Source organism: Erysipelothrix urinaevulpis, from assembly GCF_009828835.1.
Classification (GTDB): Bacteria; Bacillota_I; Bacilli_A; order Erysipelotrichales; family Erysipelotrichaceae; genus Erysipelothrix; species Erysipelothrix urinaevulpis.
Genome location: NZ_WTTB01000001.1, coordinates 302234 through 316055 on the forward strand (window position 1 = coordinate 302234; position 13822 = coordinate 316055).

General features: G+C 33.5%; 12 protein-coding genes. 11 read left to right on the forward strand and 1 reads right to left on the reverse strand.

The annotated features are described in order from the left end of the window. Position 1: 1 nt before the first annotated feature. Positions 2 to 1057 carry an LLM class flavin-dependent oxidoreductase gene (locus GVV10_RS01575; RefSeq protein WP_159518865.1) on the reverse strand — a complete coding sequence of 352 codons (1056 nt, stop codon included), beginning with the start codon at positions 1055 to 1057 and terminating at the stop codon, positions 2 to 4. Between the two features lie 116 nt (positions 1058 to 1173). Here GVV10_RS01575 and GVV10_RS01580 point away from each other — a divergent pair, with 116 nt between their 5' ends. From GVV10_RS01580 to dagF, 11 genes are all read left to right on the forward strand, one after another. After that, on the forward strand, positions 1174 to 1512 hold the full coding sequence (locus GVV10_RS01580) for a winged helix-turn-helix transcriptional regulator (RefSeq protein ID WP_159518867.1): 339 nt from the start codon (positions 1174 to 1176) through the stop codon (positions 1510 to 1512). Between the two features lie 49 nt (positions 1513 to 1561). Continuing rightward, positions 1562 to 2260, forward strand: a complete 699-nt coding sequence (locus GVV10_RS01585) for a GntR family transcriptional regulator (protein WP_159518869.1) — start codon at positions 1562 to 1564, stop codon at positions 2258 to 2260. Between the two features lie 532 nt (positions 2261 to 2792). After that, complete coding sequence (locus GVV10_RS01590) at positions 2793 to 3317, forward strand: VanZ family protein (RefSeq protein WP_201289964.1); 525 nt, start codon at positions 2793 to 2795, stop codon at positions 3315 to 3317. 713 nt (positions 3318 to 4030) lie between these two features. Beyond that, positions 4031 to 6271, forward strand: coding sequence for a peptidase domain-containing ABC transporter (locus tag GVV10_RS01595; RefSeq protein WP_159518873.1), 2241 nt, complete (start codon positions 4031 to 4033; stop codon positions 6269 to 6271). Then, positions 6264 to 6731, forward strand: coding sequence for an AraC family transcriptional regulator (locus tag GVV10_RS01600; protein ID WP_159518875.1), 468 nt, complete (start codon positions 6264 to 6266; stop codon positions 6729 to 6731). Before GVV10_RS01595 ends, GVV10_RS01600 begins: the two co-directional genes overlap by 8 nt. Next, a complete protein-coding gene (locus GVV10_RS01605) occupies positions 6728 to 8158 on the forward strand; it encodes an HlyD family efflux transporter periplasmic adaptor subunit (protein WP_159518877.1) in 1431 nt (476 codons plus the stop codon). The genes GVV10_RS01600 and GVV10_RS01605 overlap by 4 nt, the downstream gene beginning before the upstream one ends. 96 nt (positions 8159 to 8254) lie before the next feature. Beyond that, positions 8255 to 9550, forward strand: a complete 1296-nt coding sequence (locus GVV10_RS01610; protein ID WP_159518879.1) for a PTS sugar transporter subunit IIC — start codon at positions 8255 to 8257, stop codon at positions 9548 to 9550. A gap of 31 nt (positions 9551 to 9581) precedes the next feature. After that, a complete protein-coding gene (locus GVV10_RS01615; RefSeq protein ID WP_159518881.1) occupies positions 9582 to 10550 on the forward strand; it encodes a sugar kinase in 969 nt (322 codons plus the stop codon). Positions 10551 to 10576: 26 nt separating this feature from the next. After that, the gene (locus GVV10_RS01620; protein WP_159518883.1) at positions 10577 to 11680 is read left to right on the forward strand and encodes an amidohydrolase/deacetylase family metallohydrolase; all 1104 of its coding nucleotides are present in this window, start codon (positions 10577 to 10579) and stop codon (positions 11678 to 11680) included. After that, positions 11664 to 12764, forward strand: coding sequence for a DgaE family pyridoxal phosphate-dependent ammonia lyase (locus GVV10_RS01625; protein WP_159518885.1), 1101 nt, complete (start codon positions 11664 to 11666; stop codon positions 12762 to 12764). Before GVV10_RS01620 ends, GVV10_RS01625 begins: the two co-directional genes overlap by 17 nt. Beyond that, positions 12749 to 13492, forward strand: a complete 744-nt coding sequence (dagF, locus tag GVV10_RS01630; RefSeq protein WP_159518887.1) for a 2-dehydro-3-deoxy-phosphogluconate aldolase — start codon at positions 12749 to 12751, stop codon at positions 13490 to 13492. The genes GVV10_RS01625 and dagF overlap by 16 nt, the downstream gene beginning before the upstream one ends. The last annotated feature ends 330 nt before the right edge of the window (positions 13493 to 13822 follow it).

The following is a 13822-nucleotide window of genomic DNA, read 5'->3' on the forward strand; positions in this document are numbered from 1 at the left end:
GTTACTCTTCCTCTTTTCTTTCATCAATTTGCGCGATCCCTTGACGAACGGCAGGAGCAATGACTTCCGCAATCATTCTGATATTATAGTCAACTTGATCCCAAGGCATACCACCAAGATCGAGTTGAAGCATAACGCGATCATTGTTATAAATTTCATATTGATATAAAATCTTATCAATGATCGTCTGTGGACTCCCAACAAGTATAACATTTCTAATATCAAGAGCATCAACATATGCTTCTCGATTAAAAGGGTGTCCATTTGAATTAATAAAGGTATTGTTGACATATTGGTAGAAGTTTTTGAATGCTTTTTCATCTGTTTCTGCTGTATGGAAAAGATTAGTAACTCCAACCCGCATTTCATCTAAATTATGTCCAAACGCCTGATAGTTTTTTCGATATGCCTCTACTGAATGATTGAACAAACTTGCAGGCCCTGCCAGTGTAGCAAGCATCATTGGTACACCTTGTTGTCCAGCCAAAACTGCACTTTGTGGTGGACCGCCAACAGCACGCCAAATCGGTAGAGACCCCCGCAATGGTTTTGGATATAAAACGGCATCTTCTAAAGGTGCTCGAAAACGACCACGCCAAGTAATTTTATCTTCTTTATTTAATTTCAGTAAAAGTTCAAATTTTTCTTCAAATAAAGTTTCGTAATCACGGACATTGTACCCAAGTAATTCAAAGAGACCAAGTCGAGAAGCACGTCCACCAACGATTTCTGCTCGTCCATTAGACATTAAATCAATGGTTGTAAAGTTTTCATAAATACGAACAGGGTCTGATGTTGAGACAATCGTTGCTGAACTGGAAAGCGTGATATTGTTTGTTTCTCTTGCGATTGCTCCAAGAATAACGGCATGAGCTTGAGAAATAAAATGTTCTTGATGAGATTCTCCGAGTGCAAAAATATCGAGTCCAAGTTCATCGGCTAGTTTCGCAGCGTTTATTATTTGTTCAATTCGTTCTTGTTCACTAATTCTTTTTCCTGTTGCTGGGTCATGAAGGTAATCACCCAACGAGTAAATTCCAATTTCAAATTTTTTCATTCATTAATCCGCCTTTCCTATATTACAATTATGGTATAATTATTAGGAGAATGGAAGTACGTACTTTAATGTTAGTTAGTATCTTAGAGGTTACTATTAGATAGAAAGAGGCTATAATGACAGAGTTTGAACATGTTGTTTTTTGTAGAGTTGATGATGCTTTAGCGATTATAACAGGAAAATGGAAACCTACAATCTTATTAACACTTATCTACGAAGGTCCGCTTAGGTATGGGCAACTCAAACGGAAAATAGTCGGAATCACCCCTAAAATGCTATCGAGTCAACTTAAAGAGTTAGAAGAAGAAGGATTAATTCTTAGAGAAGAGTATCCAGAGATACCTCCAAAAGTTGTCTATTCAATGACGGAGTATGGTATGACGATTAAACCTATTTTATCAAGTCTACATGATTGGGGCATTAATCATGTGAATCGTCAAAGTCGTAAGGAATGATTATTTTTTAAAATAACTATGGAATATATTATAAAAGGAGTGGATTTATTTGAAGGGATTATTATATCAAAATGTTGCGAATCAGATTAAAGCTGATATTCTAAGTGGGAATTATCCAGTGAATTCTTACCTTCCAACAGAAACGGAATTAGAAGAAATTTTTGGTGTGAGTAAAATTACGGTTCGTCAAGCAGTACAAATACTTGCTGATGAGGGATATGTAGTAAAACGAAGTGGCAAAGGAACGCGTGTCATTAGTAATCGTTTGTTTAATAAATTATCGAAAGCAGTTTCTTATTCTACATTATTAGAAAAAAATCATGACTTAGAAAAGGAGTTATTAAATCTTGAAATCATTCGGTTTGATAAGGAAGATGAAATGCATCAATACTTCAAAAAAGATTGTCTGAAATTAAGTAGAATTTATAAACTAGATGGTCAAGCTTTTATATATTTTAATCATTTTTTTCCTGTAGTTGATCAAAGTAACGAAGAGGCTTTAGAGGAAATAAAAGAATATTCAATTTACCATTGGTTATCGAATCATGGTCATGATGTCTCGCATTTCCAAGATCAATTTTCTGTCGGAATTGCTGATGCAGTGATGATGGAAGTGCTGGAGTTAGAGGATGAACATCTTCTTCTAAGGAAACGCTTATCTTATAGTTTAGATAATGAAGTTATTGAAGTGTCACATGGTTATTACAACAGTGATATTATGCCTTATATGATTGAATATGAGATTTAAAGCCTAGATAAAGTGACCTCAATAATTTTAATAAAAAGCATTGAATGATTTAATTGAAGTACTTAGTTTCTGTATTCCACAGGACTAAGTCTTTTTAATCTTGATTTAGTTAAATTATAATACGATATTTTTTGTTCTGCTTTTAATTGTCATCTAAAAAAATGACTTGATTGTGATCTCTTCATATCTATTAAATAATACTTCAGACCTCTCCTTCCATTTCAGCGGATATACAATCGAGATCATCAAGGTACGCACCAAAAATATTTTAACTAATTATTAAACTCCTGTATTTAGTGTAAATTGAAAGATAATATGTATATAATGGTTGTATTTAATGATTTGTATGAAAAATTGACTTTGGCTAAAGTGCTTGCTATAGTTGGATTAGGATTCAGAGATGCTGCGCAATAAATAATTATAATTGCTCATGTAAATCTAGGAAATTAGAAGATTTTATAAAAGTGCTATTTTTAATGTTTTTAATAAGATATTAATAATTAGACGGGGGATATATATGGAATCAAGACTTATGACTGGAATTATTTATTATTTTATTTTTTTTATATTATATTTAACTTACATGATATATAAAAAATACGATAAAAAAAGAATTATACTGAACACTTGTACTTTGGGTTATTTTTGTGCTGTTATTGATGTCACAATTTTTCCGATTCCAATAAGTAAAGCTGGTTTGCTATTTTATGAAGAAATTGCAGGAATACGTCAGCTTTCAGATATTATATTGCTAAAACCTTTCCAAAACGTTTTCTCAAAACAGTTTCTTTTAAATATTATGATGACTATTCCACTGGGGATTCTATGGTATTATCATGGATATAATTTTAAGAAATCAATGCTTTTTTCTTTTCTCTTTATTCTATCTATAGAATTTATTCAGCTGATTCTAGCTTACTCAATCAATCTTGATAGATATTTTGATATAAATGACTTAATTGCTAATTCAATTGGATTTGTGTTGGGGTATACTTTAATTAGGAGTGTTTATAAATTATTGAAAAAAGAGACAATGTATGAAAAACAAAATTTATAGCATTATAATCGGTATTTTTGCTTTAAGTTAGTGCAAAGTAGGGACTACTAAAACAATAGTTTCGAATATTAGCCTACCTGCTTACTCTAAATCAGGGGCATCAAAAAGTGGCAGAGTATCATGGACTGGGGTTTTCAAAAATGATAAATATTACTTCATAACTAGAAATGAGTCTGGGACTGTTGCAGGCGTATACATCAATGGTTCAGGATCATATACTTATCCATAATCTTTAAGTAAGACTTTCAATTCACAATTCCAAGATTGTCATGTTTTTCAATACAAAACTATACGTATAATTAAGAGGAAATACTTGTATTTTAACTTCTTAATATATGTATAGTTTTTTTATTTCCAAAATAAATTTGAAAAGCATAGATTCATGTTGAAACATATTTTGTCGAGACTAATCAGTCAATGAAAAGAAAGAACATACAATTAATTTCACTGATTAATTTGGACAATCATTTAATGCTGAAGAGATTTTCAATAAGACATATATAACAACAATGCTTCTTGAGCTCATTTCATAAAAAAATGAACCCCTTTATTATTGTCTGAAATTTCAGGTTTATATCAAAAAAATCTTCTAGGGTTTTTGAGTCTAAACATTTAATTAAAGAGTGTATGAAGAGTGGGCAGATCAATGATTGAGAACAATTCTCTATCAAATCCATTACTTTAAATGAGTGTCTTTTAGGGGAGATGTCAGGATGCTAAAAAGATTTAAGACTGTTTTTTTAAGAAAATATCATAATATTCATCAACACGATGCATCAGATTGTGCCGCAGCTACGATTGCGACTGTACTTTTGAGCTATAAGCAAGAGAGGTCTCTGATGAAAATTAGAGAAATTATCGGAACTGATGCCTATGGTACCAGTGTGAAAGGAATTGTTGAAGGGTTAGAAAAACTACACTTTAATGTTAAAGCGATTAAAACGACGACGGATGATCTAACATCTGATCTTACACTGCCAGCTATTGCTCATGTTAAAACTAAAGAAGGACTTAATCATTTTGTTGTTATACATCGAATTACTAAGAATCAGGATTTTATTATTGCTGACCCGGCGAAAGATGTGAGTAAGCAAAGTAAAGAAGAATTTAATGCGTGGTTTTCAGGCGTACTTATTGTGTTGACGCCAACCAGTGAATTTGAAAAAGCTACTCTCAAAGATAAGTCGATGTTTGAAGTATTTAAACTATTGATTCTTCCACAAAAGAAACTGCTTATAACCACAATCATCATGTCGTTAATTCTTAGTTTACTAGGGATATTATCAAGTTTATTTTCAAAGATACTCATGGATGAAATTATTCCATTTCAACTCAAGAAAAGTCTTTTACTCTTTTTGGTGTTCTTTATTTTAGTATCCCTCATTCAAAATTTACTCTCTGCATTCCGACAACATGTCCTTTTATTCTTATCAAGGAAAATTGATATACCGCTTCTTTTAGGTTATTACAACCATGTGATTCATCTTCCATATTTCTTTTTTATTACACGAAGAGTTGGGGATGTATTAACACGATTTCAAGATGCAATGACCATTAAGGAAATATTTACATCTTTATCGATATCGTTAGTGATGGATGTTTTACTATCCTTGATCTCGGGTGTTGCTTTGTGGCATTTAAATTCAAAACTTTTCTTAATTTTAATCCTCATGGTTTGCATAAATGTTGTTTTAATTTATCTTTTTAAAAGACCTTATAAAAAATATAACTATGAGCAAATGGAATCTAGTTCGATGTTAAATTCTCAACTTATTGAGTCGATTGAAAATATAGAAACAGTAAAATCAATGGGTGATGAAAAAGAACAAATGAATAAATTAGAGCAACGGTATGTCACTTCCTTAAAACTGGATTACAAAGTCGGGGTCTTAAAGAATGTTCAAGGGTTCATAGTTAATTTTGTCGCAGCCTTAGGGCAGGTCGTTTTTATGGGTGTTGGTGCACTCTATATCATTGACAACAAGATGAGTGTTGGTGATTTGCTCGTTTTTCAGACACTGAGTCAATATTTTACAGAACCGGTACAAAACTTAGTATTATTACAAATTACATTTCAAGAAGCACAGATTTCCATGACGCGTTTAAGTGAACTCATGAGTTTGAAGACAGAAAACCATAAAAAAGAGTCTCGGACAAACATTGATCTTACCGGTGATATAGAGTTCAAAGATGTTCGCTTTGCTTATGGATCACGAGCGCCTGTTTTGAATAACATGAATTTAAAAATTCAACATGGAAATAAAATAGCGTTTGTTGGCGAGAGTGGTGCAGGTAAAAGTACGATTGCTCGTTTACTCATGAAATTTATTGAGTGTAATGATGGATTGATAACCATCTCAAATTGTGATTTACGAGATATTGACCATACCTATTTACGAGAAAAAATCGCTTATATTCCTCAAAATATAGAATTGTTTACAGGGACAGTCCTTGATAATTTAAAAGTAGGTAATGCTTCAGTAAGTTATGAAGAAATTGTGATCGCTTGTCAAATGTCGGGGGCATCGAATTTTATCGAAAAAATGCCGAATCGATATGGCTCGTTTATTGAAGAAGGCGGCAGTAATCTTTCAGGTGGTGAAAAGCAACGACTTGCAATCGCACGCGCTTTATTAAAAAATCCTGATATTTTTCTTTTTGATGAAGCAACTTCAAATCTTGATTCATTTAGTGAACAAAAAATTCACCGTTTAATCTTTGAAACAATTCAAACCAAAACAACCATTGTCATTGCACATCGTTTATCAACGATTGTTCAATGTGACAAGATCTTCTTTCTAGATAAAGGACAGATCATCGAACAAGGAAGTCATGATGAGTTGATGAAACAAGATGGTCAATACGCATCTATGATTCGAATTCAAAGAGGTTTAACAAAGACAAATAGTTTTGAGAGAAATTCTAAAGAAGGAGATGAGGTATCATATGTCTAAACTAACAGTTGTTGAAAACAAGAAACTTGTGCTTAAACATGTTGTTTGCCACGAGTTGAGAAATATATCATTGGATGTGCTTGATGACAAAATTAATCAGTTTGTCGCACAATTACAAGTTTTAAATGTGCAAAGTTTTGGCCCATTAATTACCAAAGCATTTGGCAGTTCAATGGATGATAAAGGAAATATAACAGTGAACTATGATGTGATGGTTCAAGCCCATAACTATAAAAACTATAAAGACATGTACAAGACATATGAACGATTAACAGAAGAACATTGTGTTTATCTTCGATTCGAAGATCATCCTCAGTATATTAATTTTGCTCATAATAAGTTAGATTTATACTTTTATGAACACGATCTAATGGCTAAAGATATAACATATACGATTATTGTTGAGGATGGTCAAGATCATTTGGTCATGGATTTATTTAGACCAGAAAGAAAATTATGAAATTATATTCAAAAGAACATCTTCACTCAAGTCGTATTTTTTTTGATAAAAGACCACCGAAGTTTGGTTTGGCTTTCACAATTTTTATAACATTGCTAATGATAACTGCTCTTTTTACATCAACAATGATTCAAAAAACATACATCGTCAAGGCACAAGGCTGTCTTAAAAGTAGTGATTTAGAATATGTTTCTTCCAATGTAAATGGTGGTGTTATTGAAGTATTAAAAAAAGAAGGGGAAGATGTTAAAAAGGGCGATGTTATTATGCTTGTGAGTGATGGAAAAGAAACATTAGAAATTGAAGCGTACTTAACACAAGTCAAGCATCTAAAAGAAAAAATAAAAATCATGGATAAATATCAAAGTTCGTTGGAACAAGAGAAGAACTTAATGAAAAATAAGGGGCTAGAACAAGAATATTATGCATACCTGGAGTACTACTTAGGGGAGAAAAAAATAAGTAATGTTTCGAACCAAGATGTGAAAGAAGAGTTAAAGAAAAAAGAAACTGCCTTGAAAAAAGAAAAAGAAAAATATGAAACGTTAAAAGAAAAGGTGAGTAAGATAACCATCACTGATCATCACGAAAAATTAGATAGACTTCAGCGTCAAATTACAGAGAATCAAGAAACATTGAATGAACTTAAACAAAAGGAAAACCCCCAAGCAAGTTTTAGGGAGCGTATAAGTAAACTAACTAAGCAGCAAAAAAGTCTAAGCTTTAAATACGATGAAATTCAAAAAAGAATGAATTTAGAGGAAAATGATCGCGATGAATTGGAAAAGCTAAAAAGTGAAGTTGAGACTAAGCAAGATGAAGTAGCTCGGTTGGAAGAACAAGTCACATCCCCTGTTAATAAAAACAATTCAATGCATGCTCAGATGTTAATGGAACTTGGAAAAAATCGCACGCAAGTCGAAACACGGATCAATGAGCTTGAGTCAAGTATCAAGTTAGTGACTGATCAGACAGAATCGTATAAAATTAAGACAAATCAAAGTGGAAAACTTCATTATCTTAGGCCAATGCATGTTGGGCTCTCACTTCAACAAAACCAAGTTGTTGCTGAGGTTTCGACATCAAATCCAGACTTGCTAATAGCAGAAGCCTATATAAATGCACACGACATTTCAAGAGTTGACATAATGCAAGATGTTAAGGTTGCAATGAACGGTGTTAATTCAACAAAATACGGGACTCTACAAGGAACATTGGTTGAAATTGATTCAGGAACAATTACTCAAGAAACACCAGAAGGCAACTTACTATTGTATAAAGCCAAAGTAGCACTCAATGAAACAGAATTAAAAAACAAAGATGAGGTGATAAAAGCCATTCCCTCGATGCCGATTGAAGCAAGAATTATTTACGAAAAAGAAAGTTATTTCGACTGGCTTTTGGAGAAACTAAACTTTCAAAATTGATATTGTAAAAAAAATGCATGACATAACAACTTTCACAAAAGAAACCCTTTACATTATAACATTATAATGTTATCTTTTAGGTAAGGAGGAGAAGATATGGAAGCTTTTATGTCTTACTTAGAAATGAAGTTAATGCCTGCAGCGATGAAAATTAGTAGTCAAAGGCACATGCAAGCAATAAGATCGGGGATTATTGCAACCTTGCCTTTAACGATTGTGGGATCGTTTTTTACAGTTCTTTTAAATCTACCTGTTGATAGTTTGGCGGCGATGATTGAACCTTATCGTGCGGTTTTAGATATTCCGTTTAGGTATACGGTTGGATTAATGAGTTTGTATTGTACATTTACCATTGCGCAACATCTTGCGAATACTTATAAAATTGATTCAACGTCAGCTGGATTATTAGCTGTTCTTGCTTTTTTAATTAGTACAGTTGTTCCAACACGCGTTATCGATCCTGTGGAAGGTGTTATTGGTGCAGGTCGATTCATTAATCTAGGTGCACTTGGTTCATCGTCTCTTTTTGCAGCGATTGTTACCTCGATTGCTGCTGTTGAGATTTTGAAATTTATGAAAGAAAAGAATTGGACCATTAAAATGCCTGAAGGTGTTCCACCAGAAGTTGCGAACTCTTTTGCAGCATTGTTACCAACTGCAGTCGTGATCTTTATTTTTGTTGGTTTACGCTATGGTTTAAATTTTGATATCAATGGATTCTTATCAATGTTACTCATGCCACTCAAAGGATTACTCACTGGAAATAGTTTACTTGGTGGATTATTGACGGTTTTCTTAATTGTTATGTTCTGGGTAATGGGGATTCATGGACCTGCGATTTTAGGACCCATTATTCGTCCATTTTGGGATATGTCAATTGCTGAAAATATGGAAGCATTTGCAGCAGGTGTTCCAGCCGATCAAATGCCTAATATCTTTACTGAACAATTTATTCAATGGTTTGCTTGGATTGGTGGTTCAGGAGGAACGCTTGCACTTGTTGTGATGTTTATGTTCTCAAAATCTAAGTTTTTAAAGAAACTTGGTCGATTATCGTTTGTTCCTGGTTTATTTAATATCAATGAACCGATTATATTTGGTGCTCCAATTGTAATGAATCCTATCCTAGCAATTCCTTTCATCATTGCACCAATGGTGATGACAACCATTGCCTATATAGCATTGAAGTTAGGAATCATTCCTATGATGGTTGCTCGATTACCATTTACAGTACTCGCACCAATCGCCGCTTGGATGAGTACAGATTGGACAGTTATGGCAGGTGTAATTGTATTGGTTAACTTTGTTGTATCGTTCTTGATTTATTATCCATTCTTTAAAGTGTTTGAAAGACAACAGTTAGAAAAGGAAAAAGAAATTCAAGGGGCATAACGCCCCTTTTTAGACATGAGGAGGTCAATGTATGAAAGTATTAGCTTTTGGTGAAGTTATGCTCCGGTTGGAAGTGCTGGATCATGATTTACTCCAACAGTCCAATCAATTTAAATATTCATTTGTTGGGACAGGTTTAAATGTTTTAAGTGGTTTATCCTCTTTTGGCATTGAGACAACACTCCTAACAGCATTACCTGACAATAATTTAGGAAAAGCTGCACTGGAAACAATACAAAAAGTGGGAATTGATAGTCGTCTAATTAAGACTTATGGCGAGCATATGGGATCTTATATTTTGGAAAAGGGCCATGGCTTTCGTCCAAGTGAAGTTACGTATTTAGATCGAAGTTTAAGTAGTTTTAATACGAGGAAATTAACTGTTTTAGAAATTGAAGAAGCATTACAAGGAGTTTGTGCGGTTCATCTTTGTGGCATTGCATTAACGACATCAAATACGAGCCGTGAAAATTGTTTAAGGATGATTGAAGTTGCGGATAAACAAGATATCACCATCATATTTGATTGTAATGTTCGTCCCTCACTTGTTAAAAAACAAGAAATTAAGAACAATTATGAACAGGTACTGAATTATGCTGACATCGTTTTTGGCTCAAGATATGATGCAAAAAACTTTTTAGAATTAGATTGTGATGATGAAAAATTGCTCAAAGCATTTATTGAAAAATATGAGATCGAATTATTTTTGGGGACTCATAAAAACAATCATGATTATCAAGGATTTATCATGAGTCAAGATGAGTATGTCTTAAGTTCGATTTATGATATACAAGATGTTTTGGATCCTGTTGGAACAGGTGATGCCTATGCTGCTCGCGCGATTGCGGGAATCTTGAGGGAAGAAAGCCTACAAAGGATTGTGGATAGAGCAAGTATGAGTGGTGTTTTGAGTCACTCTATACAAGGTGATAAGTGTCTTGTGACAGAAAAGATGATTGAACAAGGTTTATCATCGAACGGTTCGAAAATTATTCGTTAAATGGCTAGAATGGATGTGAAGTATCAATGAATAAAATAATACGAAATGCAAGACTCCTCAATAATAAAAGAATTGATATTATTTATAATGATGAGCAAATTATTAAACTTGGAAATAACTTAGAGTGCCAATCCTGTGAAGAAGTAATTTTACCCCCAAATAGCTATCTCTCAGCGGGTTGGATTGATATGCATACTCATTGTTTTGAAGGCTTTGATCTTTATGAAGCAAATGCTGATACAATTGGTATTCGAACAGGTGTTACAACAATTGTGGATGCGGGAACAACAGGGTTTAATCATATAGATCAATTCTACAACGATACACTAACAAGTAAAACGCGTGTATATGCCTTTATAAATATTTCTGAATTAGGTATTGAAAGACAAAATGAGTTAAGCGATATGAATTTTGTTAACAAAGAATCGGTGATTAAAAAAATCAATCAATATCCAGAATTTATTGTGGGAATTAAAGCGCGTATGAGTCAAAGTGTTGTTGGTGAAAATGATGTGGAACCACTTAAAATTGCGAAAAAAGCTGGTCGCAGTCTCAACAAACCTGTGATGGTCCATATTGGATCAAACCCTCCCAAGCTCAAGGATATCGTGACTTTACTAGAAAAAGATGACATTATAACTCATGTTTATAATGGTAAAGCGAATGGAATACTAGATAACGATAATAAGGTTCTTGATTTCATGTGGAAAGCAAAAAATGACGGTATTATTCTTGATTTAGGGCATGGCACAGATAGCTTTAATTTTGAAGTTGGTGAACAAGCAATCGCTCAATCATTCACACTGGATACAATCTCGACTGATATTTATTCACGTAACATGGAGAAAGGTCCGGTTTATGATTTAGCGACAACCATGAATAAAATGCTATTCCTAGGATATGAAAAAGAAAGAGTGCTTGCAATGGTAACCACCAAGCCTGCGCAAGTATTGAATCTAAAGCATCAAGGTGACCTTGAAGTTGGTAATTATCCAGACTTTACGATCTTTAAATATCATGAAATTAACCAATCGTTGTTTGACTCTAATGGTAATGAACGAAAGCAATGTCAAGGATTTGAGACACTTGGCTGTATTGTGAAAGGAGAGTACTATGGAACTCAAAAATAATTTAAGTCGAATTATTAATGCGTCAGGAAAGATGACGGTTCTTGGCGGATCTGTTTTATCAGAAAGGGCGGCTCAAGCTCTTAAAGAAGGAAGTCAAACGTTTTATTTAATGGAGGAATTGCTAAAGGAATCAAGTCAGTTCCTTGCTAAGAGAATTGGTGTTGAAGCAGCCCACATCGTTTCAAGTGCTTCTTCTGGAATTGCTCAAAGTGTTGGTGCAGCTATTGCCCAAGATAATCGTCAATTTATTATGAATGTTTATAGTGATAAGATTATAAAAAATGAGATTGTTATCGCCAAAGGTCATATTGTAAATTATGGAACAAGCATCGAGGTTCCCATTCGTATGGGTGGTGGGAAAATTGTGGAAGCAGGGTATGCAAATGAATGTTCAATTGATGATTATGCCCAAATGATTAACAAAAATACAGCTGCAATCCTTTATGTTGTTTCTCATCATGCTGTTCAAAAATCAATGGCAAGTGTCAATGATGTCATTGAACTAGCTCATCATCATCAAATTCCCATTATCATTGATGCCGCAGCAGAAGGTAACTTAAAGATGTATGCTCACAAGGGCGCTGATGCAGTTATTTATAGTGGAACCAAAGCAATTGAAGGACCAACTAGTGGTTTAATTGTTGGAAAAAAAGATTTTATAGAATTCATCCGACTTCAAGGATTAGGAATTGGGCGTGTCATGAAGGTAGGTAAAGAAGCACTGTTTTCACTGACGAATGCGATTGATGAATACTTAGACAAAGAACCAGAAAGTATCGAAAGTCAAAAAAACAGACTCCAAACATTCAATCAATATTTTGAAGGCAGTGAGTATGTAGCGTGTAAAATTGTCCAAGATGGTGCTGGTCGACCAATATTTAGATCTGAATTAACATTTACTCCAGCCGCATTAGCACGTTCAATCGTGACGCAAATGCAAACCGGAAACAATAAAATTTATACTCGTGATTATCGACAAAATGAAGGAATTATAGAAATCGATATTCGAGATGTGAATGACGATGAGTTAAAAGAAATATATAAACGAATTGATAAGGAGATTCAAGAATGCATAAAAGTGTAAAGTTTTTAAATGATAAGATTTGTTTAAATGTCTTATCTCATGATAAAGAAAATGCAAAAGAAATATATGAAGTCACCCAAGGTCATGTTCTCATTGGGATGTTATCAAAAAACTACGAAACAAATGAACAAGCAATTACAGCTATGAGTGATTTATCTGTTAATATTAATGGAGCGTTATCAATTGGACTTGGTGCAGGTGATCCAAAACAATGGAAAATGGTCGCGGAACTCGCAGGAGAACTCCAAGCTCCTCATGTCAATCAAATCTGCACAGCAACAGGATTTACTAGAGCTAGATTAGGCCAAGACGAAACGATTGTTAATGCACTTGTTGGTCCAACTGGACGTCCAGGCTATGTTAACATGGCAACTGGTTACTTGAGTCAAGAAAAAGTGGCAACAGAGGTTCCTATTGAAACAGCAATTGCAATGTTAAAAGAGATGGGGGCAAGTTCAGTAAAGTTCTTTCCTATGAACGGATTAGAAACGATTGAAGAATATAAAGCAGTGTGTGAAGCATGTGCACAAGAAAACTTTATGATTGAACCTACAGGCGGAATCACACTAGACAACTTCAAAGAAATTATTAAAATCGCAATCGATGCAAAGGTTCCAAAAGTTATTCCACATGTCTATTCATCAATTATTGATAAAGAAACAGGATTAACTCGAATTGAAGATGTCAAAAAACTTTATGAAGTCATGAAAGAAGTCTCAAAAGCCTAGAGTTTTTCTATGGGTTTTGATAAATGTAATGTATAGAGGCCATTTATTTGAATGGTCTTTTTATATTCTCATAATATGAAAAAAACAGTAAATGCAAAGCTTATCAACATTCTATTTTTAGAATTTTTATTTTAATAGTATGAAAAGCCAACACAAAAAATGACTCAATAGATATAAAAATTGAGTTTTTTTACATTCAAAATCACCATAAAAACTTTTTATATCAATAGTTTTTATGACTACTTGTGAAAAAGTGATGTTTTTGCACCACTGTTTAAGCCTTAAAACGAACGTCATAAAAAACATTTATATCTAAAAACAGGTTGTATT

What these genes read in the sequence shown, in the direction of transcription:
- GVV10_RS01600 (WP_159518875.1), top strand. Translation starts at nt 6,264, where the DNA reads ATGTCTAAACTAACAGTTGTTGAAAACAAGAAACTTGTGCTTAAACAT.
- GVV10_RS01625 (WP_159518885.1), top strand. Translation starts at nt 11,664, where the DNA reads ATGGAACTCAAAAATAATTTAAGTCGAATTATTAATGCGTCAGGAAAG.
- GVV10_RS01615 (WP_159518881.1), top strand. Translation starts at nt 9,582, where the DNA reads ATGAAAGTATTAGCTTTTGGTGAAGTTATGCTCCGGTTGGAAGTGCTG.
- GVV10_RS01605 (WP_159518877.1), top strand. Translation starts at nt 6,728, where the DNA reads ATGAAATTATATTCAAAAGAACATCTTCACTCAAGTCGTATTTTTTTT.
- GVV10_RS01575 (WP_159518865.1), bottom strand. Translation starts at nt 1,057, where the DNA reads ATGAAAAAATTTGAAATTGGAATTTACTCGTTGGGTGATTACCTTCAT.
- GVV10_RS01610 (WP_159518879.1), top strand. Translation starts at nt 8,255, where the DNA reads ATGGAAGCTTTTATGTCTTACTTAGAAATGAAGTTAATGCCTGCAGCG.
- GVV10_RS01580 (WP_159518867.1), top strand. Translation starts at nt 1,174, where the DNA reads ATGACAGAGTTTGAACATGTTGTTTTTTGTAGAGTTGATGATGCTTTA.
- GVV10_RS01595 (WP_159518873.1), top strand. Translation starts at nt 4,031, where the DNA reads ATGCTAAAAAGATTTAAGACTGTTTTTTTAAGAAAATATCATAATATT.
- GVV10_RS01620 (WP_159518883.1), top strand. Translation starts at nt 10,577, where the DNA reads ATGAATAAAATAATACGAAATGCAAGACTCCTCAATAATAAAAGAATT.
- dagF (WP_159518887.1), top strand. Translation starts at nt 12,749, where the DNA reads ATGCATAAAAGTGTAAAGTTTTTAAATGATAAGATTTGTTTAAATGTC.
- GVV10_RS01590 (WP_201289964.1), top strand. Translation starts at nt 2,793, where the DNA reads ATGACTGGAATTATTTATTATTTTATTTTTTTTATATTATATTTAACT.